Annotated in this window: 20 protein-coding genes, 2 tRNA genes and 1 pseudogene; 4 read left to right on the forward strand and 19 right to left on the reverse strand. The window is 53.9% G+C overall.

Features of this window, described 5'->3' with window-relative positions; all coding sequences use genetic code 11:
- Position 1 precedes the first annotated feature (1 nt).
- Both GKAS_RS00185 and GKAS_RS00190 read left to right on the forward strand, forming a co-directional pair.
- Positions 2–880, forward strand: a complete 879-nt coding sequence (locus GKAS_RS00185; protein ID WP_035891078.1) for a U32 family peptidase — start codon at positions 2–4, stop codon at positions 878–880.
- Between the two features lie 135 nt (positions 881–1,015).
- Complete coding sequence (locus tag GKAS_RS00190; RefSeq protein WP_035891080.1) at positions 1,016–2,023, forward strand: luciferase-like monooxygenase; 1,008 nt, start codon at positions 1,016–1,018, stop codon at positions 2,021–2,023.
- A gap of 104 nt (positions 2,024–2,127) precedes the next feature.
- On the opposite strand, the gene mtr is transcribed toward GKAS_RS00190, so the two are convergent.
- The 12 genes from mtr to GKAS_RS00245 all read right to left on the reverse strand — a co-directional run bounded on the left by mtr (position 2,128) and on the right by GKAS_RS00245 (position 15,991).
- On the reverse strand, positions 2,128–3,372 hold the full coding sequence (gene mtr, locus GKAS_RS00195; RefSeq protein ID WP_035891082.1) for a tryptophan permease: 1,245 nt from the start codon (positions 3,370–3,372) through the stop codon (positions 2,128–2,130).
- Between the two features lie 145 nt (positions 3,373–3,517).
- Positions 3,518–5,479 (reverse strand): DEAD/DEAH family ATP-dependent RNA helicase, encoded by a 1,962-nt coding sequence (locus GKAS_RS00200; protein WP_035891085.1) that lies wholly within the window; start codon positions 5,477–5,479, stop codon positions 3,518–3,520.
- Positions 5,472–5,552, reverse strand: a complete 81-nt coding sequence (yrbN, locus tag GKAS_RS24730; protein ID WP_100249910.1) for a protein YrbN — start codon at positions 5,550–5,552, stop codon at positions 5,472–5,474. The genes GKAS_RS00200 and yrbN overlap by 8 nt, the downstream gene beginning before the upstream one ends.
- Before the next feature lie 106 nt (positions 5,553–5,658).
- Positions 5,659–6,543: a lipoprotein NlpI gene (nlpI, locus tag GKAS_RS00205; RefSeq protein ID WP_035891088.1), complete on the reverse strand. Its 885-nt coding sequence runs from the start codon at positions 6,541–6,543 to the stop codon at positions 5,659–5,661.
- A 111-nt stretch (positions 6,544–6,654) separates the two neighbouring features.
- A complete protein-coding gene (gene pnp, locus GKAS_RS00210) occupies positions 6,655–8,790 on the reverse strand; it encodes a polyribonucleotide nucleotidyltransferase (RefSeq protein WP_035891091.1) in 2,136 nt (711 codons plus the stop codon).
- 357 nt (positions 8,791–9,147) lie between these two features.
- Positions 9,148–9,417, reverse strand: coding sequence for a 30S ribosomal protein S15 (rpsO, locus tag GKAS_RS00215; RefSeq protein ID WP_035891092.1), 270 nt, complete (start codon positions 9,415–9,417; stop codon positions 9,148–9,150).
- A 152-nt stretch (positions 9,418–9,569) separates the two neighbouring features.
- Entirely contained in the window at positions 9,570–10,514 is a 945-nt protein-coding gene (gene truB, locus GKAS_RS00220) for a tRNA pseudouridine(55) synthase TruB (RefSeq protein ID WP_035891093.1), read from the reverse strand.
- Complete coding sequence (rbfA, locus tag GKAS_RS00225; protein ID WP_035891095.1) at positions 10,514–10,918, reverse strand: 30S ribosome-binding factor RbfA; 405 nt, start codon at positions 10,916–10,918, stop codon at positions 10,514–10,516. Before rbfA ends, truB begins: the two co-directional genes overlap by 1 nt.
- Before the next feature lie 101 nt (positions 10,919–11,019).
- Complete coding sequence (infB, locus tag GKAS_RS00230; RefSeq protein WP_035891097.1) at positions 11,020–13,713, reverse strand: translation initiation factor IF-2; 2,694 nt, start codon at positions 13,711–13,713, stop codon at positions 11,020–11,022.
- Between the two features lie 24 nt (positions 13,714–13,737).
- Entirely contained in the window at positions 13,738–15,225 is a 1,488-nt protein-coding gene (gene nusA / locus GKAS_RS00235; RefSeq protein ID WP_035891100.1) for a transcription termination factor NusA, read from the reverse strand.
- Positions 15,226–15,253: 28 nt separating this feature from the next.
- On the reverse strand, positions 15,254–15,706 hold the full coding sequence (gene rimP, locus GKAS_RS00240) for a ribosome maturation factor RimP (RefSeq protein WP_035891101.1): 453 nt from the start codon (positions 15,704–15,706) through the stop codon (positions 15,254–15,256).
- 208 nt (positions 15,707–15,914) lie between these two features.
- Positions 15,915–15,991, reverse strand: a tRNA-Met gene (locus tag GKAS_RS00245).
- A gap of 334 nt (positions 15,992–16,325) precedes the next feature.
- Between GKAS_RS00245 and argG the strand changes: the two genes are divergently transcribed.
- Positions 16,326–17,669 carry an argininosuccinate synthase gene (gene argG / locus GKAS_RS00250; protein ID WP_035891104.1) on the forward strand — a complete coding sequence of 448 codons (1,344 nt, stop codon included), beginning with the start codon at positions 16,326–16,328 and terminating at the stop codon, positions 17,667–17,669.
- Between the two features lie 59 nt (positions 17,670–17,728).
- Here the strand turns inward: argG and GKAS_RS00255 are convergent, their stop codons facing one another.
- Positions 17,729–18,634, reverse strand: coding sequence for a cupin domain-containing protein (locus GKAS_RS00255; protein ID WP_035891106.1), 906 nt, complete (start codon positions 18,632–18,634; stop codon positions 17,729–17,731).
- 116 nt (positions 18,635–18,750) lie between these two features.
- On the opposite strand from GKAS_RS00255, the gene GKAS_RS00260 reads away from it, so the two are divergent.
- The gene (locus tag GKAS_RS00260; RefSeq protein ID WP_035891107.1) at positions 18,751–19,287 is read left to right on the forward strand and encodes a carboxymuconolactone decarboxylase family protein; all 537 of its coding nucleotides are present in this window, start codon (positions 18,751–18,753) and stop codon (positions 19,285–19,287) included.
- A gap of 149 nt (positions 19,288–19,436) precedes the next feature.
- Here GKAS_RS00260 and GKAS_RS00265 read toward each other — a convergent pair.
- From GKAS_RS00265 to rlmE, 6 genes and pseudogenes are all read right to left on the reverse strand, one after another.
- Positions 19,437–19,523: transfer RNA gene (locus tag GKAS_RS00265), tRNA-Leu, on the reverse strand.
- 13 nt (positions 19,524–19,536) lie between these two features.
- Positions 19,537–19,869 carry a preprotein translocase subunit SecG gene (secG, locus tag GKAS_RS00270; RefSeq protein WP_035891109.1) on the reverse strand — a complete coding sequence of 111 codons (333 nt, stop codon included), beginning with the start codon at positions 19,867–19,869 and terminating at the stop codon, positions 19,537–19,539.
- Positions 19,870–20,094: 225 nt separating this feature from the next.
- Positions 20,095–21,432, reverse strand: coding sequence for a phosphoglucosamine mutase (gene glmM, locus GKAS_RS00275; RefSeq protein ID WP_035891112.1), 1,338 nt, complete (start codon positions 21,430–21,432; stop codon positions 20,095–20,097).
- Positions 21,425–22,274 (reverse strand): annotated as a pseudogene (folP, locus tag GKAS_RS00280) (dihydropteroate synthase). The gene glmM and the pseudogene folP overlap by 8 nt, the downstream one beginning before the upstream one ends.
- A gap of 95 nt (positions 22,275–22,369) precedes the next feature.
- Positions 22,370–24,301 carry an ATP-dependent zinc metalloprotease FtsH gene (gene ftsH, locus GKAS_RS00285; RefSeq protein ID WP_035891115.1) on the reverse strand — a complete coding sequence of 644 codons (1,932 nt, stop codon included), beginning with the start codon at positions 24,299–24,301 and terminating at the stop codon, positions 22,370–22,372.
- 103 nt (positions 24,302–24,404) lie between these two features.
- Positions 24,405–25,031, reverse strand: coding sequence for a 23S rRNA (uridine(2552)-2'-O)-methyltransferase RlmE (gene rlmE, locus GKAS_RS00290; protein ID WP_035891117.1), 627 nt, complete (start codon positions 25,029–25,031; stop codon positions 24,405–24,407).
- Positions 25,032–25,131: the final 100 nt, after the last annotated feature.

A 25,131-nucleotide genomic window follows, 5' to 3' on the forward strand; every position in this document is an offset into this window, starting at 1 on the left:
AATGAAATATTCATTAGGGCCAGTGCTTTACTACTGGTCAAAAGAGACGCTGGAAGATTTTTACCAGCAGGCCGCCGCGAGCCACGCCGATACCATTTATCTCGGTGAAGCGGTATGCAGCAAGCGCCGCGCCACCAAAGTGGGCGACTGGCTGGATATGGCAAAATCCCTCGCGGGCAGCGGCAAGCAGGTGGTGCTCTCTACGCTGGCGCTGGTTCAGGCATCGTCCGAACTGGGCGAACTCAAGCGCTACGTGGAGAACGGTGATTTTCTGATTGAAGCCAGCGACCTTGGGGTGGTGAACCTGTGCGCCGAGCGCAAGCTGCCGTTTGTCGCCGGCCATGCACTGAACTGCTACAACGCTGTCACCCTGCGGATATTGCAAAAACAGGGAATGGTACGCTGGTGTATGCCGGTTGAACTCTCTCGCGATTGGCTGGTGAACCTGCTTAATCAGTGCGAAGAGCTGGGCATCCGCGATAAGTTTGAAGTGGAAGTGCTGAGCTACGGTCATCTGCCGCTGGCCTACTCCGCCCGCTGCTTTACCGCGCGTTCGGAAGATAAGCCAAAGGATGAGTGTGAGACCTGCTGCATCAAGTACCCGAACGGGCGCAGCATGCTGTCGCAGGAGAATCAGCAGGTGTTCGTGCTGAACGGTATTCAGACCATGAGCGGCTACGTTTACAACCTCGGCAATGAACTGACATCGATGCATGGGCTGGTTGATATGGTGCGTCTGTCACCGATGGGCAATGAGACCTTCGCCATGCTCGACGCCTTCCGCGCCAACGAAAACGGCAATGCTCCGCTGCCGCTGACGGCCAATAGCGACTGTAACGGTTACTGGAAGCGTCTGGCCGGGCTGGAATTGCAGGCCTGATAAAACCGCTCACTTTGTTAACAACAATGGTCAGATTTTAATGCATTATTAAAGATGCAGCTTTTCTGGCCGGGGATATCCCGGCTGGAACAAGACCTTCAATCTGATGACTATGCTGTAGCAAAGTGAGCCTTTATGACTGACAAAACCGTTGCATTCTCGGTGCTCGACCTCGCGCCGATCCCTCAGGGTTCCTCCGCGCGAGAAGCCTTCTCCCATTCGCTCGATCTGGCACAGCTCGCTGAAAAGCGCGGCTACCACCGCTATTGGCTGGCGGAACACCACAATATGGTAGGTATCGCCAGCGCGGCAACTTCGGTACTGATTGGCTATCTCGCCGCCCACACCACCACGCTGCATCTGGGCTCCGGCGGCGTGATGCTGCCTAACCACTCGCCGCTGGTGATTGCCGAGCAGTTCGGTACGCTCAATACGCTCTATCCTGGCCGTATCGATCTCGGTCTGGGGCGTGCGCCGGGCAGCGATCAGCCGACGATGCGCGCGCTGCGCCGTCATATGAGCGGCGATATCGATAACTTCCCGCGTGACGTCGCGGAGCTGGTGGACTGGTTTGATGCGGTCGACCCTGACCCACAGGTGCGCCCGGTACCGGGCTATGGCGAGAAGATTCCGGTGTGGCTGCTCGGTTCCAGCCTGTACGGCGCGCAGCTTGCCGCGCAGCTTGGTCTGCCGTTTGCCTTCGCATCACACTTCGCGCCGGATATGCTCTTCCAGGCGCTGCATCTCTATCGCACCAACTTCAAGCCGTCGGCGCGGCTGGAGAAACCGTACGCGATGGTGTGCATCAATATCATCGCCGCCGACAGCAACCGCGATGCCGAATTCCTCTTCACCTCAATGCAGCAGGCGTTCACCAAACTGCGCCGTGGTGAAACCGGGCAGCTACCGCCACCGATTCAGCAGATGGAACATTTCTGGTCACCATCGGAGAAATACGGCGTGGATCAGGCGCTGCGGATGTCGCTGGTGGGCGATAAGGCAAAGGTGCGCCACGGGCTGGAGTCAATTCTGCGGGAGACGCAGGCGGATGAGATTATGGTCAACGGCCAGATTTTCGATCACCAGGCGCGACTGCATTCGTTTGGGTTGGCGATGGATGTGAAGCGGGAATTGCTGGGGTAGCCCGGAATCAACAGGTAGCCCGGCCGAGCGAAGCGACGCCGGGGAAAATCCCGGAGTCGGCGTAAACGCCTCGTCCGGGCTACAACGATTGTTGGATCGTTGCCTTACTGATAAACCGGCAGCAGATTAAAACTCGACAGCACATGCACCAGCGCGTTACCCACACCAAACACCAGAATCAGCACAATCATCGGCTTACCGCCCCATACGCGGAATTTCGGGCTACCGAAACGCTTGCGGGATTTACGTGCCAGCAGCGCTGGCACAATCGCCGCCCAGATGGTCGCCGCCAGCCCGGCATAGCCAATAGCGTACAGGAAACCGTTCGGCCACAGCAGACCACCGATAATCGGCGGCAGGAAGGTTAGCAGCGCGGTTTTGAAACGGCCCAGCGCAGAATCATCAAATTTGAATAAATCCGCCAGATAGTCGAACAGACCCAGCGTCACGCCGAGGAATGAACTCGCCACCGCGAAGTTGGAGAACACCACTAGCAGCAGGTCCAGGCTACGGCTATTGAGCACGCCGCTCAGCGCCTGCACCAGCACATCAATGTTGCCGCCCTTCTGCGCAATACCGATAAACTCCGGACGCGGTATGTTACCCATCGTCCCCAGCAGCCAAACGGCATAAAGCGCCAGCGCCAGCAGCGTACCGTAGACCAGGCACTTCACGATGGTCTTCGGATCTTTGCCGTAGTACTTCATCAGGCTCGGTACGTTACCGTGATAGCCAAACGAGGCCAGACAGAACGGCAGCGTCATCAGCAGGTAAGGCGTATAGCTGGCGTGCGTCTCCGCTACGTTAAACAGCGTAGCGGGCGTGACGTGGCCCATCAGGCTACCGAAGGTCAGGAAGAAGGTAATCACCTTAGCGCCCAGTACGATAGCCGTCATACGGCTTACTGCTTTGGTGCTCAACCACACCACGAACGCCACCAGCAGCGCAAAGCCAAAGCCTGCCGCACGCGCGGGAACATTCAGCGACATCTCACCGAAGGTGTGATGCAGAATGGAGCCACTCGCCGAAATATAGGCGTAGGTCAGGATATAGAGCACGAAGGCAATGGAGATACCGTTTACCACGTTCCAGCCTTTGCCCAGCAGATCTTTAGTGATGGTGTCGAAGCTCGAGCCAATACGGTAGTTCAGGTTCGCTTCGAGGATCATCAGCCCGGAGTGCAGCATGCAGAACCAGGTAAACACCAGCGCCGCCATCGACCAGAAGAACCACGCACCGGACATAACCACCGGCAGAGAGAACATCCCCGCACCAATGATTGTGCCGCCGATGATCACCACGCCGCCAAGCAGCGAAGGTGACGTTTGGGTGGTGGTTAGTGTCGCCATACAGCCTTTTCTCCAGTGTATTGTTTTGCTACTGCATTTTAATGTGTCGCACTGTACCAGTACACGAGTACAAATGAAATAAAAAAAGCCCCAATCATGACGATCGGGGCTGTATATATTACTTTACGCTTTTAAACCGTGAGGCTTATGCGTCACCGCCGAAACGACGACGACCGGTAGAGTCATCACGACGTGGAGCAGAAGTGCCAGCATCATCACGGCGCGGCGCACGGTTACCACCGTCACGACGTTCACCGCTGAAACGACGACCATCACCACGGCCGCCTTCACGACGCTCACCACCGAAACCACGACCGCCTTCGCGACGTTCGCCACCGAAGCTACGACCGCCTTCACGGCGTTCGCCGCCGAAGCTACGACCGCTACGCTCTGGACGAGGCTGCGCGTCGCCGATCAGCTGCATGTTCATCGGTTTGTTGAGGATGCGGGTACGAGTAAAGTGCTGCAGTACTTCGCCCGGCATGCCTTTTGGCAGTTCGATAGTAGAGTGGGTACCGAACAGCTTGATGTTACCGATGTAACGGCTGCTGATGTCGCCTTCGTTCGCGATAGCGCCAACGATGTGACGAACTTCAACGCCGTCATCACGGCCCACTTCAATGCGGTACAGTTCCATATCGCCAACGTCACGACGTTCGCGTTTAGGACGATCTTCGCCACCACGGTCATTACGATCGCGTGGACCACGGTCGTTACGGTCACGACGTTCGAAACGATCGTCACGGTCACGGAACTCACGCTTAGGACGCATTGGCGCATCTGGTGGAACGATCAGAGAACGTTCGCCCTGTGCCATTTTCAACAACGCAGCGGCCAGCGTTTCAACGTCCAGCTCTTCGCCTTCCGCGGTCGGCTGGATTTGCGCCAGCAGTGCACGGTACTGATCCAGATCGCTGCTTTCCAGCTGCTGCTGTACTTTCGCGGCGAATTTTTCCAGGCGGCGTTTGCCCAGCAGATCTGCGTTTGGCAGCTCAACTTCTGGAATGGTCAGCTTCATAGTACGTTCGATGTTGCGCAGCAGACGACGCTCGCGGTTCTCGACGAACAGCAGCGCACGGCCAGCACGACCCGCACGACCGGTACGACCGATACGGTGAACGTAAGACTCGGAGTCCATCGGGATGTCGTAGTTAACGACCAGGCTGATACGCTCAACGTCCAGACCACGTGCCGCAACGTCGGTTGCGATCAGGATATCCAGACGACCGTCTTTCAGACGATCCAGAGTCTGCTCACGCAGGGACTGGTTCATGTCACCGTTCAGCGCAGCGCTGTTGTAGCCGCTACGTTCCAGGGCTTCAGCCACTTCCAGGGTCGCGTTTTTGGTACGAACGAAGATAATCGCCGCATCAAAATCTTCAGCTTCCAGGAAACGTACCAGCGCTTCATTTTTGCGCATGCCGTACACAGACCAGTAGCTCTGGCTGATGTCAGGACGGGTCGTTACGCTGGACTGAATGCGTACTTCCTGTGGATCTTTCATAAAGCGACGGGTAATACGACGGATAGCTTCCGGCATGGTTGCAGAGAACAGAGCGGTCTGATGACCTTCTGGAATCTGAGCCATGATGGTTTCAACGTCTTCGATAAAGCCCATACGCAGCATTTCATCAGCTTCGTCCAGTACCAGACCGCTCAGTTTAGAGAGATCCAGAGTACCGCGCTTCAGGTGGTCAAGCAGACGACCTGGGGTACCGACGACAATCTGTGGCCCTTGACGCAGGGCACGTAACTGCACGTCATAACGCTGGCCGCCGTACAGGGCAACCACGTTTACGCCGCGCATATGTTTAGAGAACTCAGTCATGGCTTCAGCTACCTGAACCGCCAGTTCGCGGGTCGGTGCCAACACCAGAATCTGTGGTGCTTTCAGCTCAGGATCAAGATTGTTCAGCAGTGGCAGGGAAAACGCTGCGGTTTTACCACTACCTGTCTGGGCCATACCCAGAACGTCACGACCGCCCAGCAGGTGCGGAATGCACTCAGCCTGGATCGGAGATGGTTTTTCGTAACCCAGATCGGTAAGGGCTTCAAGGATAGGAGCCTTCAGGCCCAGATCTGCAAAAGTGGTTTCGAATTCAGCCATGTAGTACAAGTGCCTCGATATTAATGGCGGCCAGTCTACATAACTCATCATGAAATTGATCTGCAATTTTCATTGAAAAGTGTGAACCGGCTCAAAGTAGGTGTATTAACGAACAACAACGCCCTCACCCGCGAAGGTGATGGCAATCAAAAAAGATTACGGGCTGATGTAGTCGTCAGCTATTGCTGGTCCGATTCTGCCAGGTCATCTTGGTCCTGGCCCAGGAGCGATAATTCCAACAATGCGTATCGGTGCTCAACGTAGTTATGTACGTTGTTGGCAACCGCCAGTTTGAACAGTGCCGTAGCGCTGTTCTTGTCCCCAAGACTTAGGTAATACTTACCTAAATAGAAGTTGGTTTCACTGAGATGCTCAGCGAGCGAGGTGTTATCCGTTGCGTCCGCCTTCAGGCGCTCCATTAACGTTTTTTCGTCAATGTTGCCTAAGTAGAACTCGACAATGTTCCATCCCCACTGTTCTTTATCCGATTTGTCGAAGCGTTGCTTCAACGCATCTTTCGCCTGCTTCTCATCGAGCTTCTGCTCAGCGAGATAAAGCCACAGACTGCGGAAAGGATCATTGGGATCGTCTTGATAAAACGCCAGCAGATCATCTTGCGCTAACTTCGCACGGCCACCGTAATAAAGCGCGATGCCGCGGTTCAAGTGCGCATAATTGTAAGTTGGATCAAGCTCAAGTACAGAATCAAACGCTTCATAGGCAGCATCAAAATTGCCTGCCTGCGTTAAATAAATGCCTAAGTAATTGAATACTTCAGGCATATCAGGTCGGATTGCCAGCGCTTGCGAGAAATCGTTACGCGCTAATGCCCTCAGACCGAGACTATCATACAACACTCCGCGCTCATATAAAAGCTGTGCGCGTTCGTCATCGGTTAAAGCCCGACTGGCAAGTATTTGTTCCATGCGTGCCAGGATCACTTCCTGCTGTAACGTCGGTTGCAATGGCACTGCGAGGACTTCACTCTTACGCCAGGCAGAGTTGCTGCATCCTGCCAGCGTGAGTGCTGTCGCAACGAAACACCAGCGCAAAAAAGGCTTCATTTCCCACTCCCGAAGACAACAATTGGATGAACGTCCTGTCCCCCGCCTGCAAACAAGGCATCCTGCCAGCTAAATGTGCCCTCCGCAAACGCGGAGGGCAAAAGGCAAACCTTACTCGCCCTGTTCCGCTACCGGAGCTTCCGGTGCGGCGGCAGGCTGAGACTGCTCGGTTGCTTCTTTAATGCTAAGACGGATACGGCCCTGACGGTCAACTTCCAGAACCTTAACCGGTACTTCCTGGTTCATCTGCAGGTAGTCGGTCACTTTCTCAACGCGCTTGTCAGCGATCTGAGAGATGTGTACCAGACCTTCTTTACCGCCACCGATGGCAACGAACGCGCCAAAGTCAACGATACGGGTCACTTTACCGTTGTAGATACGACCTACTTCGATTTCTGCAGTGATCTCTTCGATACGACGGATAGCGAATTTCGCTTTCTCACCGTCGGTCGCTGCGATCTTAACGGTACCGTCATCTTCGATTTCGATGGTGGTGCCGGTTTCTTCGGTCAGGGCACGGATTACAGAACCGCCTTTACCGATAACGTCTTTGATCTTGTCTGGATTGATCTTGATGGTGTGGATACGTGGAGCGAACTGAGAAATGTCGCCACGTGGCGCGTTAATCGCCTGTTCCATCACGCCCAGGATGTGCAGACGCGCACCTTTAGCCTGGTTCAGAGCAACCTGCATGATCTCTTTGGTGATACCTTCAATTTTGATATCCATCTGCAGTGCAGAGATACCGTCGCGGGAACCCGCAACTTTGAAGTCCATATCGCCCAGGTGGTCTTCGTCGCCCAGGATGTCAGACAGAACAACAAAGTTGTCGCCTTCTTTCACCAGACCCATCGCGATACCCGCAACGGCAGCTTTGATTGGCACGCCTGCGTCCATCAGCGCCAGGGAAGCACCACAAACGGAAGCCATGGAAGAAGAACCGTTAGATTCGGTGATTTCAGAAACCACACGAACGGTGTACGGGAATTTGTCCAGCTCTGGCATTACCGCCAGCACGCCGCGTTTCGCCAGGCGACCGTGACCAATTTCACGACGCTTAGGAGAACCGACCATACCGGTTTCACCTACGCAGTACGGAGGGAAGTTGTAGTGGAACAGGAAGTTGTCAGTACGCTCGCCCATCAGTTCGTCGAGGTTCTGTGCATCACGGGTGGTGCCCAGGGTCGCCGTAACCAGCGCCTGAGTTTCGCCACGGGTGAACAGCGCGGAACCGTGAGTACGTGGCAGAACGCCAGTACGTACGTCCAGACCACGGATCATGTCTTTTTCGCGACCATCAATACGCGGCTCGCCTGCCAGTACGCGGCTACGAACAACGTTTTTCTCGATAGCGTGCAGGATTTCACCCAGTTCGTTAGCGTCCAGGGTTTCGTCTTCTGCAGTCAGCTGAGCGATAACTTCAGATTTGATCACGTCAACCTGAGCATAACGCTCCTGTTTATCGGTGATGCGGTAAGCGTCGCTCAGGCGAGATTCTGCCAGCGCAGCAACGCGCGCGTTCAGCGCTTCGTTGACGGCTTCTGGCTGCCAATCCCAACGTGGTTTGCCGGCTTCTTTAACCAGATCGTTGATTTCTTTGATAACAACCTGCTGCTGCTCGTGACCGAATACTACGGCGCCCAGCATCTGGTCTTCGCTCAGCAGTTCTGCTTCGGATTCAACCATCAGTACAGCAGCTTCGGTACCGGCAACAACCAGGTCCAGCTTGCTTTCTTTCAGCTCGTCCTGAGTCGGGTTCAGCACGTACTGGTCATTGATGTAACCCACGCGAGCAGAACCGATTGGACCGTTGAACGGAATACCGGACAGGGACAGGGCAGCAGATGCGCCAATCATAGCAACGATGTCTGGGTTAACCTGTGGGTTAACGGAAACCACGGTCGCGATAACCTGAACTTCGTTAACGAAGCCTTCTGGGAACAGCGGGCGAACCGGGCGGTCAATCAGACGCGCGATCAGGGTTTCGCCTTCGCTTGGGCGGCCTTCACGACGGAAGAAGCTACCTGGAATACGACCAGCAGCGTAGGTACGCTCCTGATAGTTAACGGTCAGCGGGAAGAAGTCCTGGCCTGGTTTCGCTTTTTTCTGACCGACAACGGTAACGAATACCGCAGTGTCATCCATGCTAACCATAACAGCGGCAGTTGCCTGACGCGCCATCATGCCGGTTTCCAGCGTTACGGTGTGTTGGCCGTACTGGAACTTACGAACGATCGGATTAAGCAAAATTCTATCCTTTCTTATTAAATGGCGGCACACCCTCTGGCGTACCGACCGATGAAACCGATCTTCTTTGCATCCTCGCGACTAATGACAACCCTAACCCGATGCGGGTAAAGCCTCTCATTAGCCGCGCGAACCTCTGCAACGAAGAATATGCACAACAACAATACATTATACCCGTTATCTTTCAAAATACTGCTGTGTCGGTAATTTCAGCTCAATTTTGTCTAAACAAGACGTAGACAGGGAGGATTACCGGGGCACAAACAGCGTTTCTACGGGCACTCTGTTCTCTTAAATTGGCGTTGTCTGGTGGAAAAAAGGGGCCATAAAGGCCCCTCTTTCTGAAACTCGCTAGAATTAGCGACGCAGACCCAGACGCTCGATCAGCGCGGTGTAGCGTGCAACATCTTTACGTTTCAGGTAGTCGAGCAGTTTACGACGCTGAGAAACCATGCGCAGCAGACCACGACGGCTGTGGTGATCTTTTTTGTGCTCTGCAAAGTGACCCTGCAGGTGGTTGATCTGTGCAGTCAGCAGTGCAACCTGAACTTCGGTAGAACCACTGTCGTTAGCGCCACGACCGAACTCAGAAACGATTTGTGCTTTAGCTTCAACGCTTAGAGACATTTTGAACTCCAAATTTAAAAGAAAGAAAGGGTGCCGATCTCTAATTCAGCAACCCCTGATGTAACGCTTGCCAATTGTTAAACAATTAAGCAGGCGTTAAGCCGCGATATTCTACTCGCAGCGCTCTGTTATCGCAAGCCACACAATCTGACTTACTCGGTGTATTCGACCACCAGACGGCGTGGTGCCACGCGGCCTTCGTCGTCGATTTCACCCATGCCAAGAAATTTGCCTTCTTCACCTTCCGTCACGCGTACCAGACCTTCCAGAGGCGCGCCTGACGTCCGCACCGGGTTACCATTTTTAAAGTAGACCGATGAGGTTAAAGGAATATTGACTATCGGATAGTCTGAAGCCGGACTGTCCATTGGCATTAATAGCGGATCGAGCAGTTCCGCTGCCGGAACGCCCTGCTGCTCAGCCTGTTCGACCAGGGCATGCAGTTGCTCCAGCGTAACCATACGGTCGACCGGGTATTTGCTGACCGCCAGACGACGCAGGAAAATCACGTGCGCGCCGCAGCCGAGCTTTTCACCCAGATCGTCGATAATGGTACGAATATAGGTGCCTTTCGAGCAGTGAATCTCCAGCTCCAGTTCGTTACCTTCGTGGCGGATAAACAGCAGCTCATAGACGGTAATCGGGCGGGCTTCACGCGGTACGTCGATGCCCTGACGTGCATATTCGTAAAGCTTTTTACCCTGGTACTTCAGCGCCGAGTACATGGATGGCACCTGCTGGGTGTCTCCACGGAAGCTCTCCAGCGCCTCAGCCAGCTGTGCATCGCTGAAGGTCACCGGACGTTCTTCCACGATCTGACCATCGGCATCCGAGGTATCGGTGCGCTGACCCAGGCGGGCAATCACACGATAACGCTTGTCGGAGTCCAGAAGATACTGAGAAAACTTGGTGGCTTCACCGAGGCAAATCGGCAACATGCCGGTAGCCAGCGGGTCCAGCGCGCCGGTATGCCCGGCGCGGTTGGCGTTATAAATACGCTTTACCTTCTGCAGCACATCATTGCTGGACGCGCCTTGCGGTTTGTCCAGCAACAATACGCCGTGAATATCACGGCCGCGACGACGAGGACGACTCATCAGTCCTCCTTGCTGTCGTCCGCTGGGTTCACACGACGTTCGTCGTCATGCTTCACCACGCTGGTCACCAGGTTAGACATGCGCATACCTTCAACCAGCGAGTTGTCGTAGAAGAAGGTCAGTTCCGGCACGATACGCAGGCGCATCGCTTTCCCCAGCAGGGAGCGGATAAAGCCAGAGGCTTCCTGCAGCGCTTTGATGCCGGCTTTAATCGCCGCTTCATCTTTGTCGTTGAGGAAGGTGACAAACACTTTGGCATAGGCCAGGTCACGAGACATTTCGACACCGGAAACGGTAGTCATCATGCCCAGACGAGGATCTTTAATTTCGCGCTGCAGGATGATTGCGATCTCTTTTTGCATCTCCTGGGCCACGCGCTGCGGGCGACCAAATTCTTTCGCCATAATAAATTCTCCAGACAAAAAAGGGGCTATCAGCCCCTTTTGAAATAATTGCCGGGTTGCACGAGGCTTTCCCGGCCTACAATCGACAATCTTAACGAAGATTAAGCGATGGTACGTTGGATCTCGATGATTTCGAACACTTCGATCATATCGCCAACGCGAACGTCGTTGTAGTTCTTAACGCCGATACCACATTCCATGCCGTTACGGACTTCGTTAACGTCATCTTTGAAGCGGCGCAGGGATTCCAGCTCGCCTTCATAGATAACCACGTTGTCGCGCAGAACGCGGATTGGGTTGTGACGCTTGATGGTACCTTCGGTAACCATACAGCCCGCGATCGCACCGAATTTCGGTGATTTGAACACGTCACGTACTTCAGCCAGACCAATGATCTGCTGTTTCAGCTCCGGAGACAGCATGCCGCTCATTGCCGCTTTCACTTCGTCGATCAGGTTATAGATGACGGAGTAGTAGCGCAGATCCAGGCTTTCTGACTCGATAACTTTACGTGCAGAGGCATCAGCACGTACGTTGAAGCCAACCAGGATAGCGTTAGATGCTGCAGCCAGGGTCGCGTCGGTTTCGGTGATACCACCTACGCCAGAACCGATGATCTTCACTTTCACTTCGTCGGTAGACAGTTTCAGCAAGGAGTCGGAGATCGCTTCCACAGAACCCTGTACGTCGGCCTTCAGTACGATGTTCACTTCGTGAACTTCGCCTTCGGTCATGTTGGCGAACATGTTCTCGAGTTTAGATTTCTGCTGACGAGCCAGTTTAACTTCACGGAATTTACCCTGACGGTACAGAGCAACTTCACGAGCTTTCTTCTCGTCACGAACAACGGTCACTTCGTCACCGGCAGCCGGAACACCGGACAGACCCAGGATTTCCACTGGAATGGACGGACCCGCTTCCAGCACTTCCTGACCCAGTTCGTTACGCATCGCACGAACGCGACCGTATTCGAAGCCACACAGTACGATATCGCCCTTGTTCAGGGTACCTTCGCGAACCAGGACGGTAGCGACTGGGCCACGACCTTTATCCAGGAAGGATTCGATAACCGCGCCGCTCGCCATACCTTTACGAACCGCTTTCAGCTCCAGAACTTCAGCCTGCAGCAGGATAGCGTTCAGCAGGTCGTCGATACCGGTACCCGCTTTTGCAGATACAGGGATGAACTGCGATTCGCCGCCCCACTCTTCCGGCATAACGCCGTACTGAGACAGTTCGTTCTTAACGCGGTCCATATCGGCTTCTGGCTTATCGATTTTGTTCACAGCAACAACCAGAGGCACCTGCGCCGCTTTCGCGTGCTGGATTGCTTCGATGGTCTGCGGCATCACGCCGTCGTCTGCTGCAACAACCAGAACAACGATATCCGTTGCCTGAGCACCACGAGCACGCATGGAGGTAAACGCAGCGTGGCCTGGGGTATCCAGGAAGGTGATCATCCCGTTTTCAGTTTCAACGTGATAAGCACCGATGTGCTGAGTAATGCCGCCCGCTTCGCCAGAGGCCACTTTCGTAGAACGAATGTAGTCCAGCAGAGAGGTTTTACCGTGGTCAACGTGACCCATGATGGTCACAACTGGTGCGCGCGGTTCAGCCGCAGCACCGGTGTCACGGTCGCTCATTACCGCTTCTTCCAGCTCGTTTTCACGACGCAGGATAACTTTGTGGCCCATCTCTTCGGCAACCAGCTGTGCGGTTTCCTGGTCGATGACCTGGTTGATGGTGGCCATTGCGCCCAGCTTCATCATCGCTTTGATGACCTGAGAGCCTTTCACCGCCATCTTGTTAGCCAGATCGCCAACGGTGATGGTTTCGCCAATCACAACGTCACGGTTAACGGCCTGAGCTGGCTTCTGGAAGCCCTGCTGCAGCGCGGAACCTTTACGCTGTTTGCCGCCTTTACCACCGCGAACCGCTGCACGCGCTTCTTCACGGTCAGCTTTAGATTCAGCGTGTTTGTTGCCTTTCTTCTGAGGACGCGCTGCTTTAGATGCAGTACGCGCACGGCCACGGCCACCTTCAACTTCACGGTCGTTTTCGTCTTCAGCCTGGCGAGCATGGGTAGAAGTCGTGACGTGATAATCGCTGGCATCTTCAATAGGTTCAGCGTTATTCACACCATTCTTCTCATTTTCTTCTGCCATACGGCGAGCTTCTTCCGCTACGCGGCGAGCTTCTTCTTCAAGCTTGCGGCGTGCTTCTTCTTCCGCTTTACGCTTCAGCTCGGCAGCTTCATTTTCACGGCGGGCTTTTTCGGCCTGGGCAGTTTTGGTCATATCGTCGGTCTGTTGATTGCTCACTTTGTCTTTTTCCGCAGCTTCACGTTTCGCTTTGTCAGCGGCTTCACGATTAGCTTTTTCTGCGGCCTCACGTTCAGCTTTTTGTTGCGCCTCGCGTTTAGCTGCTTCTTCAGCTTCACGACGGGCTTGCTCTTCCGCTTCACGCTGCGCCTGCTCTTCCGCGGCCAGGCGTTCAGCCTCTTGCGGATCGCGTTTAACAAAGGTGCGTGTCTTGCGGACTTCGATTTGTACCGATTTGCTTTTTCCACCGGTACCTGGAATGTTGAGAGTACTGCGCGTTTTGCGCTGCAAAGTCAACTTATCTGGGGCAGAACCATTTTCACGGTTCAGGTGCGCCAGTAAGGTTTGCTTCTCTTGCGCGGACACAGAATCATCAGCACCTTTCGGGATGCCCGCATCAGCAAATTGCTGTACCAGGCGATCCACGGAGGTCTGTATTTCTGCAGCCAGCGTTTTAACGGTTACATCTGTCATACTGTTCCTTCCTGCTACAGTTTATTACGCTTCATCACCGAACCAGCAGATATTACGGGCAGCCATAATCAGCTCACCGGCTTTTTCGTCGGTTAAGCCTTCGATATCCACCAGATCATCAATACCTTGTTCGGCGAGATCTTCCAGCGTACAAACACCACGGGCAGCCAGTTTGAAGGCCATCTCACGATCCAATCCTTCCAGATTCAGCAGATCGTCAGCCGGTTTATTATCACCGAGGCTTTCTTCCTGGGCCAGTGCCAGAGTGGTCAGTGCGTTTTTAGCACGCTCGCGCAGTGCTTCAACGGTGTCTTCATCCAGGCCATCAATAGCCAGCAGCTCGTTCATTGGCACATAGGCCAGTTCTTCCAGCGTGGAGAAGCCTTCTTCAACCAGCACGGTAGCGAAATCTTCATCAATATCGAGATATTTAGTGAAGGTATCGATAGCCGCGTGTGCTTCAGCCTGGTGCTTCGCCTGCAGGTCATCAACGGTCATAACATTGAGTTCCCAGCCGCTCAGTTGAGAAGCCAGACGGACGTTCTGACCGTTACGGCCAATCGCCTGCGCCAGGTTGCCCGCTTCAACCGCGATATCCATGGTGTGCTTGTCTTCGTCAACCACAATAGATGCCACGTCAGCCGGAGCCATCGCGTTGATCACGAACTGCGCTGGGTTGTCGTCCCACAGCACGATATCGATACGTTCGCCGCCAAGCTCGGTAGAGACCGCTTGAACGCGCGCGCCGCGCATACCAACGCAAGCACCGACTGGGTCGATACGTTTGTCGTTGGTCTTAACAGCGATTTTGGCACGAGAACCCGGATCGCGAGCAGCAGCTTTGATTTCGATAACTTCTTCACCGATTTCTGGCACTTCAATGCGGAACAGTTCGATCAGCATTTCTGGCTTAGAACGGGTGACGAAGAGCTGCGCACCGCGCGCTTCCGGACGTACGGAGTACAGAACACCGCGGATACGGTCGCCTGGGCGGAAGTTTTCACGCGGCAGCATGTCTTCACGCAGGATAACCGCTTCAGCGTTGCTACCCAGGTCCAGAGAGATGTTGTCGCGGTTAACTTTCTTAACCACGCCGGTGATGATCTCACCTTCATGCTCACGGAACTGGTCAACAACCATTGCGCGTTCAGCTTCACGTACTTTCTGTACGATAACCTGTTTTGCAGTCTGGGTCGTGATACGGTCGAAGGTAACAGATTCGATCTGGTCTTCAACGTATTCGCCCACGTTCAGGCTTTCGTCTTCGAAGCGTGCCGCTTCGAGGGTGATTTCTTTAGTCGGCTGGGTCACTTCTTCGACAATAACCCAACGACGGAAGGTATCGAAATCACCGCTACGACGGTCAATTTCAACGCGAACGTCGATTTCTTGTTCGTATTTTTTCTTCGTTGCTGTAGCCAGCGCACTTTCCAGCGCTTCAAAAATTTTCTCGCGTGGCAGTGATTTTTCGTTGGAAACGGCTTCAACAACGGCCAAAATTTCTTTGTTCATCGCGGGCTTTTCACCTCAATCCAGACTGTTAAAAGTGGGGAACCAGGTTCGCCTTCTGGATGTTACTCAGCGCGAACACTTCATCTTTACCGTCGACTGTCACGGTGATCATCTCACCGTCTACCGCTTTAATAATGCCCTGCCACTTACGACGGTTCTGAACCGCCATACGCAGGACCAGCGTAACCTCTTCACCCATGAAACGCACATAGTGTTCAGCAGTGAACATAGGACGGTCGAGGCCCGGAGAGGAAACTTCCAGGTTGTAAGCCACAGTAATAGGATCTTCAACGTCCATCACCGCACTTACCTGGTGGCTCACATCAGCACAATCATCAACATTAATGCCATCTTCACTATCAATATAGATGCGCAGTGTTGATGTGCGACCACGAATAAATTCGATGCCGACCAGTTCGTAGCCAAGGGCTTCAACCGGCGCTGTAATCATCTCTGTTAATTTTTGCTCTAATGTGGACAAACCCACCCCCAAGACATAAAAAAAGGGCCTAAAGCCCAGTTATTCTGTAGTCAGATAACAAAAAACCCCGATAAATCGGGGCTTTAGATAACTGAACCCTATAGCCGCAACTGCGGCCTGGAGAACCTTCCGAAAGAATTTTTTTTCAAATCCAGCTACGAAGGCCTAAGTCTTCACAGTATATTTGAAAATGAACTCTAAGGGAAAGTGGTTGCGGGGGCCGGATTTGAACCGACGACCTTCGGGTTATGAGCCCGACGAGCTACCAGGCTGCTCCACCCCGCGCCTGAAACGTGGCAAATTTTACTCGTTTTGAGTAAAAAGTGCAAATAATGCTGGGATTTGGTACCGAGGACGGGACGTAAAATCGGCCTTTAGTATAGTGATCTCGCTCACAGCTTGTCAACCTCACATTCTATGCAGAAGAAATGCGTAAGTCGTCGCGGTATGGTATTACCGGCGATCATCACTGACGGCGCGGATTTTTTGAATAAAAATGCATGAATCTCTTCCGATGCCAGTCAAAACATGATTAAATGAAAACTCATTTATTTTGCATAAAAATTCACTGACAGCGAAAGCGATTTCTCCTTCAGTCAATCAAGCAGGGTTTTACTTTATGACGACGATTCTCAAGCATCTTCCAGCAGGTCAACGTATTGGTATCGCCTTCTCTGGCGGTCTTGACACCAGCGCAGCGCTGCTGTGGATGCGACAAAAAGGCGCTGTCCCTTATGCATATACTGCAAACCTGGGCCAGCCTGACGAAGAAGATTATGATGCGATCCCTCGTCGTGCTATGGAATATGGCGCAGAAAACGCTCGCCTGATCGACTGCCGCAAACAACTGGTTGCTGAAGGTATCGCCGCGATTCAGTGTGGTGCCTTCCACAACACTACCGGTGGCCTGACCTACTTTAACACCACCCCGCTGGGCCGCGCCGTAACCGGTACTATGCTGGTTGCCGCCATGAAAGAAGATGGCGTGAACATCTGGGGCGACGGCAGCACCTATAAAGGTAACGATATTGAACGTTTCTATCGTTACGGCCTGCTGACCAACGCTGAACTGCAAATTTACAAGCCGTGGCTCGATACCGACTTTATCGACGAGCTCGGCGGCCGTCATGAAATGTCTGAATTCATGATAGCCTGCGGCTTCGACTACAAAATGTCCGTCGAAAAAGCCTACTCCACCGACTCCAACATGCTGGGCGCAACGCACGAGGCAAAAGACCTTGAGTTCCTGAACTCCAGCGTGAAGATCGTTAACCCAATCATGGGCGTGAAGTTCTGGGACGAAAACGTGAAGATCCCAGCGGAAGAAGTCACCGTGCGCTTTGAGCAGGGACATCCGGTCGCGCTGAACGGTAAAACCTTCAGCGACGACGTTGAGATGATGCTGGAAGCGAACCGCATCGGCGGCCGTCATGGTCTGGGCATGAGCGACCAGATTGAAAACCGTATTATCGAAGCGAAGAGCCGTGGCATCTACGAAGCCCCGGGGATGGCGCTGCTGCACATTGCCTACGAGCGTCTGCTGACCGGTATCCACAACGAAGATACCATCGAGCAGTATCACTCTCATGGCCGTCAGTTGGGCAAACTGCTGTACCAGGGCCGCTGGTTCGATTCCCAGGCGCTGATGCTGCGTGACGGCCTGCAGCGTTGGGTCGCCAGTCAAATAACCGGTGAAGTGACGCTGGAACTGCGTCGCGGCAATGACTACTCCATCCTGAATACCGTGTCTGACAATCTGACCTATAAGGCTGAGCGTCTGACCATGGAGAAAGGTGAGTCCGTGTTCTCGCCAGACGATCGTATTGGCCAGCTGACCATGCGTAACCTCGACATCACCGATACCCGTGAGAAGCTGTTCGGGTACGCGAAAGCGGGTCTGCTGACCGCCTCTTCCGCAACCGGCCTGCCGCAGGTCGAGAACCTGGAAAACAAAGGCAAATAAGCCTGCGTTGAGAATGTAAAAGGCCGCTTATGCGGCCTTTTTTACGTCTGGGGATTGGTCTACCGGCGCCGCCATTCTCCCGGGGTCAGGCCATAGTGCTTTTTGAAAGTCTTTGAGAATGATGCCAGCGACTGAAATCCACAGCGCTCGGCAATCAGGTCGAGCCGGGCCTGTCTGTCCTGATGCAGCAATCTCGCCGCCATCGCCATGCGCAGTTGCGTCAGCCAGGCCTGGGGCGTCAGGTGATAAGCTCGGGCAAAGTGGCGGGCAAAAGTCGCGCGCGATAAAAAGGCGCGCGCTGCCATGCTTTCCATAGTCCAGGGCTGTTCCGGCGAGGCAAGAACGGCAAGCACCGCGGGCATCAGCCGTTCATCCCCCATCAGGCGCAACAATCCCCCCGGAGGCTCCTCTGCACCCAGCAGCGTACGGAGGAGTAGCACCAACAGCGTATCACCCAGGCTTCGGACAATGGCGCTGCCACCGGGATGCTCGGCCAGACTCTCGCGCACCAGTACGTTGAGCAGAATCTCCAGCTCTGGGCAATCTTCCCGCTCATCGGTGTGCAGATGAATAAGCTCCGTCTCCTCGGCGAAAAGCCAGCTAACGTGCGGGCCAAAATAAAACTCACCGCACAGCATCTCCAGCGCATCACTTTCACTGCCGGTGCGCATTTCGGTCAGCGTGCCGTTAAAGCGATGAGCAACAGGCAGCACTTGTCCCCACTCAACCAGACTCTCCATCAGATGCGGCGAACCGTGCGGCAACAAAATGACATCTCCCGCGCGCATATGCCGGGTTTGGCTCCCCACGGTGAGGCGCCCTTCCCCCCGCAACACAAAATGCCAGGGCACAATGCCGGAACGCATCTGCTCGTGCCCTGCCTGCCAGCGTCCGCCAAAACGGCAGTGCAGATTCACTTCGCAGCGCGGGGCTAACAGCGTCAAGAGATGGCTAAGACTGTCCATATCACTCCTGAGACGATAAGACAAAAAGATGAGACGAAGAGCGCCAGTCTAGCACGGTCCTTGCGACTAAGATGACGTCATTGCCACTACAAACCCTCTAGTAACAGGAGTATGACATGAGCCGTTTAGCTGAAATCCGTGAACAAGACGTAACAGGGAAAGCCGCAGAGATTTTTGGCGGTATCAAAAAAGCGATGGGTAAAGTGCCGAATACCTATCTGACCATTGGCGGGCATTCACCAGAATCACTGCAACAGGCGCTGGCGCATAATACGATGCTGCACAAAAGCAGCCTGAATGCGAAAGAATTGGAGACTATCAACCTTGCCGTCAGCGAAGCCACCGGGTGTGATTACTGCCTGGCCGCACACAGCATGATGGCGAAAAAGGCCGGCTTCAGCAGCGAGCAGATTCGTGAACTGCGCCGCGGGCAGTATGCTGAAGATGCGCATCTCGACGCGTTGGCAAAATTTGCGCAGACGCTGGTGACCACCACGGGTACGTTGCCGGAAGCTGATGTCACAGCGCTGCGTGACGCCGGATTCAGCGACCGTCAGGTGATTGAAGCCATCAGCGCCATCAGCGCCATTCTGTTCACCAACATGGTGAACCGCGTGAACGACACGGTGATCGATTTCCCTAAGGCTGACTAACCTAGCCCTGTAGGCCTGATAAGCGTAGCGCCATCAGGCAAGACAACGCGGAAGGCCGGAGACAGCGTTGCCTTATCCGGCCTACGAATTCACGTGGTTTTATACAGACGAAAAAAAAGACGCTTTTCAGCGTCTTTTTTTCGGAATATTGGTACCGAGGATGGGACTCGAACCCACAAGCCCGTTAGGGCACTACCACCTCAAGGTAGCGTGTCTACCAATTCCACCACCTCGGTACAGATACTGCTATTAGTGCGGGATATCGCTGGTCGGCTGGGCCGGTGCCGCTGGCTGAGTCGTTTGCTCAGTCTTAGGCGCAGTCAGATTTTCCCACTCGCTTCCTTTATTGATCTTGTTACTGTTGATGTTGCCCAGTACCAGACTGATAATGAAGAACAGCGTCGCAAACACGGCGGTCATACGGGTCATGAAGTTACCAGAACCACTAGAACCAAACAGTGTAGCGGAAGCGCCTGCTCCAAAGGAGGCTCCCATATCAGCGCCTTTACCTTGCTGCAGCATAACGAGGACCACAAGGCCAATCGCTACAATAAGGAAAACAACTAAAAGAGCTTCGTACATAATCAACCTGTTCCTTGCGGGGACACCGCGTACCAAGTGCTTCAACCAATAAAGCGGGATGTTTATGTTTCCCACTGAAGCGGGTGTGAATACTAACCAAAGCGAATGACCTTCGCAAGGGCAATTTTGACACATTGTATCAACTGCGGAAAAAAACAGCAAAACAACGTGTAATCAACAATAAAAAGGCGGCAAGCGCCGCCTTTTGAGTGACTTAGATAACTATTATACCGCTTTTACTGCATCGGCAATACGGTGGGCAAACGCGGTCACCTGCGCTTCTTCTTCACCTTCAACCATGACGCGAATCAGCGGCTCGGTGCCGGATTTGCGCAGTAAAACACGACCACGGTTACCCAACGCCGCTTCCACTTCTGCAGCCGCCGCTTTAACCGCATCATTTTCCAGCGGGTTAGATTTTCCATCGGTATAGCGCACGTTGACCAGCACCTGCGGGAACATCTTCATGCCGCTGCACAGATCGTGCAGGCTCATGTGGTTACGCACCATCGCCGCAACCACCTGCAGGCCAGCAACAATACCGTCGCCCGTGGTAGTTTTGTCCAGCAGGATTACGTGACCGGAGTTTTCCGCCCCGATACGCCAGCCTTTCTCCTGCATTTTTTCCAGCACGTAGCGGTCGCCCACTTTCGCGCGGGTAAACGGAATACCCAGCTGCTTCAGCGCCACTTCCAGACCCATATTGCTCATCAGCGTGCCCACGGCACCCCCGCGCAGTTGCCCCTGACGCAGCGCTTCGCGAGCAATGATGTACATGATCTGATCGCCATCGACCTTGTTACCTTCGTGGTCAACCATAATGACGCGGTCGCCGTCACCGTCCAGCGCGATACCGACATCGGCTTTTTCCGCCAGCACGCGCGCCTGCAGCGCACGCACATCGGTTGCCCCAACTTCTTCGTTGATGTTCACGCCGTTCGGTTCGCAGCCAATGGCAATAACGGTCGCACCCAGCTCGCGCAGCACGTTCGGCGCGATATGATAGGTTGCGCCGTTGGCACAATCGACCACGACTTTTAAACCGTTCAGGCTAAGATCGTTAGGGAAAGTCCCTTTGCAGAACTCAATATAACGGCCAGCGGCGTCAACGATACGGCTCGCCTTACCCAGCTCAGCAGAGTCCACGCAGGTGATCTCTTTTTCCATTTCGGCTTCAATCGCCTCTTCAACTTCATCCGGCAGTTTGGTGCCATTAATGGAGAAGAATTTGATGCCATTGTCATAGAATGGGTTATGTGATGCCGAGATAACGATGCCCGCTTCTGCGCGGAAGGTGCGGGTCAGATAAGCAACCGCAGGCGTTGGCATCGGACCGGTAAAGGAAGCAGAGAGCCCCGCAGCCGCCAGACCGGCTTCCAGCGCTGACTCCAGCATATAGCCGGAGATACGGGTATCTTTACCAATGATGATCTTACGTGAGCCGTGACTTGCCAGCACCTTACCCGCCGCCCAACCGAGCTTCAGCACAAAATCAGGGGTAATTGGCGCATCACCTACGCGACCGCGAATCCCATCGGTACCAAAATACTTGCGATTACTCATAACGTTTTTTTCCCTTCGCAGACAGCGTGGCTTCAACCACACGCATCGCCTCAACAGTTTCTTTGACATCGTGGACGCGAACGATATGCGCGCCCTGCATAGCTGCAATCACCGCACACGCCAGGCTGCCGCTGAGGCGTTCTGATGGCCCCACGTTCAGCAGTTGGCCAATCATCGATTTCCGCGACATGCCGACAAACAGTGGCAAACCGAAGTGGTGGAATTCTGACAGGCGAGCGAGTAATGCGTAATTATGGGAGAGATTTTTACCGAAACCGAACCCCGGGTCGAGCAACAATTTATCTTTTGCGATCCCAGCACGTTCACAGCGCGCGATCTGCTCCGCAAAATACTGATTCACCTCGGCAAAAACATCGTCGTATTTCGGCGCTTCCTGCATGGTTTTTTGGATTACCCTGCATGTGCATCAACGACACCGGCAACCCGGTTTCCGCCGCCGCTTCCAACGCACCCGGCTCGCTCAGTGAGCGAATATCATTGATGATGTGTGCCCCGACGCGGGCGGATTCACGGATAACCTCAGGTTTTGAGGTATCGACAGAAATCCATACTTCAAAGCGCTGGGCAATCGCCTCCACCACCGGGATAACGCGTTCCAGCTCTTCTTCAACGCTGACATCCAGCGCGCCAGGACGCGTGGACTCTCCACCCACATCAATAATCGTCGCGCCGGCGTTAATCATCAGGTTCGCATGTTTCACCGCCTCAACCAACGTATTGTGCGTGCCGCCGTCAGAGAACGAGTCCGGCGTTACGTTGAGGATCCCCATCACGTGCGGATGGGAAAGATCCAGGATGGAGCCCTGGGCGGTGAGTTTCATAGCGATTCCTTCTTATTTGTTATTTGTGACATAAAAAAACCCTGGAGCAAGCCCCAGGGTTTCAGGTGAAGCACAGTCATCAACGATGGGATAACTTATTTGTCGCCCAGCTGCTCTGACATGGTGCCAGAGTCCGGAGCGCGCGGTTCATCAACCGGACGCGGCGCACTTGGTTTCCCCGTGTTGCCAGAGTTGTTGGATGAACCCGGTTCTTCCCAGCCTGCTGGCGGACGCACGTCGCGGCGAGCCATCAGGTCGTCAATCTGCGGTGCATCGATGGTCTCATATTTCATGAGCGCATCTTTCATTGCATGCAGAATATCCATGTTGTCGTTCAGGAGCTGGCGAGCACGAGCGTAGTTACGTTCGATAAGCGCTTTCACTTCCTGGTCGATGATACGTGCGGTTTCATCGGACATGTGTTTCGCTTTGGCGACAGAGCGGCCCAGGAATACTTCGCCCTCTTCTTCCGCATACAGCAGCGGACCGAGTTTGTCGGAGAAGCCCCACTGGGTGACCATGTTACGTGCCAGGTTCGTCGCGACTTTAATGTCGTTCGATGCACCGGTAGAAACATGTTCTACGCCATAAATAATTTCTTCTGCCAGACGGCCGCCGTACAGGGTGGAGATCTGACTTTCCAGTTTCTGACGGCTGGCGCTAATCGCGTCGCCTTCAGGCAGGAAGAAGGTCACACCCAGCGCACGACCGCGTGGGATAATCGTCACTTTGTGCACCGGATCGTGTTCCGGTACCAGGCGACCGATAATCGCGTGGCCTGCTTCGTGGTAAGCGGTGGATTCTTTCTGCGCTTCCGTCATCACCATGGAGCGACGTTCCGCACCCATCATGATTTTGTCTTTCGCTTTTTCGAACTCAACCATCGATACCACGCGCTTGTTGCCACGAGCTGCAAACAGCGCTGCTTCGTTCACTAAGTTCGCCAGGTCTGCACCGGAGAAACCAGGAGTACCACGAGCAATGATTGCCGCATCGATATCTGGTGCCAGCGGCACTCGACGCATATGCACTTTCAGAATCTGTTCACGACCACGAACGTCTGGCAGACCAACCACAACCTGACGGTCGAAACGGCCTGGACGCAGCAGCGCTGGGTCAAGTACGTCTGGACGGTTAGTTGCCGCGATAACGATGATACCTTCGTTACCTTCGAAGCCATCCATCTCAACCAGCATCTGGTTCAGCGTTTGCTCACGTTCATCGTGACCACCGCCCAGACCTGCGCCACGCTGGCGGCCTACGGCGTCGATTTCATCGATGAAGATGATGCATGGTGCCGCTTTCTTAGCCTGTTCGAACATGTCACGCACACGAGATGCACCAACACCGACGAACATTTCTACGAAATCAGAACCGGAAATGGTGAAGAACGGAACTTTCGCTTCGCCAGCAATCGCTTTTGCCAGCAACGTTTTACCGGTACCCGGAGGGCCAACCATCAGCACACCTTTCGGGATTTTACCGCCCAGCTTCTGGAAACGGCTCGGTTCACGCAGATACTCAACCAGCTCACCCACCTCTTCTTTCGCTTCGTCGCAGCCTGCAACGTCGGCAAAGGTGGTTTTGATCTGGTCTTCCGTCAGCATACGCGCCTTGCTCTTACCGAACGACATGGCACCTTTGCCACCACCGCCCTGCATTTGGCGCATGAAGAAGATCCAGACGCCGATCAGCAGCAGCATCGGGAACCAGGAAATGAAGATAGAAGCCAGCAGGCTTGGTTCTTCAGGCGGCTCACCAACCACTTTGACGTTTTTCGTCAGCAGGTTATCAAGCAGCTTCGGATCGTTAACCGGAATGTAAGTCGTGTAACGGTTACTATCTTTCTTGGTAACGTTGATCTCACGTCCGTTGATACGCGCTTCGCGAACCTGGTCGTTATTGACCTCTTGCAGGAAGGTAGAATAGTCCACCTTATGGCTGTTCGATTCGCTGGGCCCAAAGCTCTGGAATACTGACATCAGCACGACGGCAATGACCAGCCAGAGTATTAGGTTTTTCGCCATGTCACTCAAGGGATTAACCTCATATTACAACTGTGTTAAAAACAGCGTCAGGATACTCTATATCCAGCTTCTTTCAAACTTTCGTTTGAAAAACCACCGTCTATCATTTTCGCCCGGTCGCTACAATGTACACTTCACGTGAACGCGCACGCGAAGAGTCCGGCTTACGAACTTTAACCTTCGTAAACAGGGAGCGAATTTCCCTTAGGTACTCATCGAAGCCTTCGCCCTGGAACACTTTCACTACAAAATTTCCGCCCGGCGCTAACACATCACGAGCCATTTCAAGCGCCAGTTCCACCAGATACATGGCCCGGGGGATGTCAACCGCCGGCGTTCCGCTCATGTTTGGTGCCATATCTGACATGACAACTTGTACTTTACTGTCACCCACGCGTTCCAGTAATGCCTTCATCACGAGTTCATCACGAAAATCGCCCTGAAGGAAGTCCACACCAACGATTGGATCCATAGGTAAAAGATCGCAAGCGATAATGCGGCCTTTGCCGCCAATCTGCGTGACCACGTACTGTGACCAGCCTCCTGGAGCAGCACCGAGGTCAACTACCGTCATCCCCGGTTTAAAAAGTTTGTCACTTTGCTGTATTTCATCAAGTTTAAACCAGGCACGGGAACGTAACCCCTTTTTCTGTGCCTCTTGAACATATTTATCGCTAAAGTGTTCCTGAAGCCAGCGGCTTGAACTGGCAGAACGCTTTTTACCTGTCATTTAACATTCCCATCGGGGCAGTTCATCGTAGCCTTTCGGCGTAAATTTCTACGCACTGTTTGGCGATATATGGGAGATGGCGGTAGAATGACCCGTTTTC

The organism is Kluyvera ascorbata ATCC 33433, from assembly GCF_000735365.1.
Lineage (GTDB): Bacteria > Pseudomonadota > Gammaproteobacteria > Enterobacterales > Enterobacteriaceae > Kluyvera > Kluyvera ascorbata.

Coding starts and splice junctions, on each gene's coding strand:
- nusA (WP_035891100.1), bottom strand. CDS start 15,225: ATGAACAAAGAAATTTTGGCCGTTGTTGAAGCCGTTTCCAACGAAAAA.
- rbfA (WP_035891095.1), bottom strand. CDS start 10,918: ATGGCGAAAGAATTTGGTCGCCCGCAGCGCGTGGCCCAGGAGATGCAA.
- glmM (WP_035891112.1), bottom strand. CDS start 21,432: ATGAGTAATCGCAAGTATTTTGGTACCGATGGGATTCGCGGTCGCGTA.
- GKAS_RS00185 (WP_035891078.1), top strand. CDS start 2: ATGAAATATTCATTAGGGCCAGTGCTTTACTACTGGTCAAAAGAGACG.
- rpsO (WP_035891092.1), bottom strand. CDS start 9,417: ATGTCTCTAAGCGTTGAAGCTAAAGCACAAATCGTTTCTGAGTTCGGT.
- secG (WP_035891109.1), bottom strand. CDS start 19,869: ATGTACGAAGCTCTTTTAGTTGTTTTCCTTATTGTAGCGATTGGCCTT.
- yrbN (WP_100249910.1), bottom strand. CDS start 5,552: ATGAAAATTGCAGATCAATTTCATGATGAGTTATGTAGACTGGCCGCC.
- infB (WP_035891097.1), bottom strand. CDS start 13,713: ATGACAGATGTAACCGTTAAAACGCTGGCTGCAGAAATACAGACCTCC.
- GKAS_RS00200 (WP_035891085.1), bottom strand. CDS start 5,479: ATGGCTGAATTCGAAACCACTTTTGCAGATCTGGGCCTGAAGGCTCCT.
- argG (WP_035891104.1), top strand. CDS start 16,326: ATGACGACGATTCTCAAGCATCTTCCAGCAGGTCAACGTATTGGTATC.
- rlmE (WP_035891117.1), bottom strand. CDS start 25,031: ATGACAGGTAAAAAGCGTTCTGCCAGTTCAAGCCGCTGGCTTCAGGAA.
- truB (WP_035891093.1), bottom strand. CDS start 10,514: ATGAGTCGTCCTCGTCGTCGCGGCCGTGATATTCACGGCGTATTGTTG.
- GKAS_RS00190 (WP_035891080.1), top strand. CDS start 1,016: ATGACTGACAAAACCGTTGCATTCTCGGTGCTCGACCTCGCGCCGATC.
- ftsH (WP_035891115.1), bottom strand. CDS start 24,301: ATGGCGAAAAACCTAATACTCTGGCTGGTCATTGCCGTCGTGCTGATG.
- nlpI (WP_035891088.1), bottom strand. CDS start 6,543: ATGAAGCCTTTTTTGCGCTGGTGTTTCGTTGCGACAGCACTCACGCTG.
- GKAS_RS00260 (WP_035891107.1), top strand. CDS start 18,751: ATGAGCCGTTTAGCTGAAATCCGTGAACAAGACGTAACAGGGAAAGCC.
- GKAS_RS00255 (WP_035891106.1), bottom strand. CDS start 18,634: ATGGACAGTCTTAGCCATCTCTTGACGCTGTTAGCCCCGCGCTGCGAA.
- mtr (WP_035891082.1), bottom strand. CDS start 3,372: ATGGCGACACTAACCACCACCCAAACGTCACCTTCGCTGCTTGGCGGC.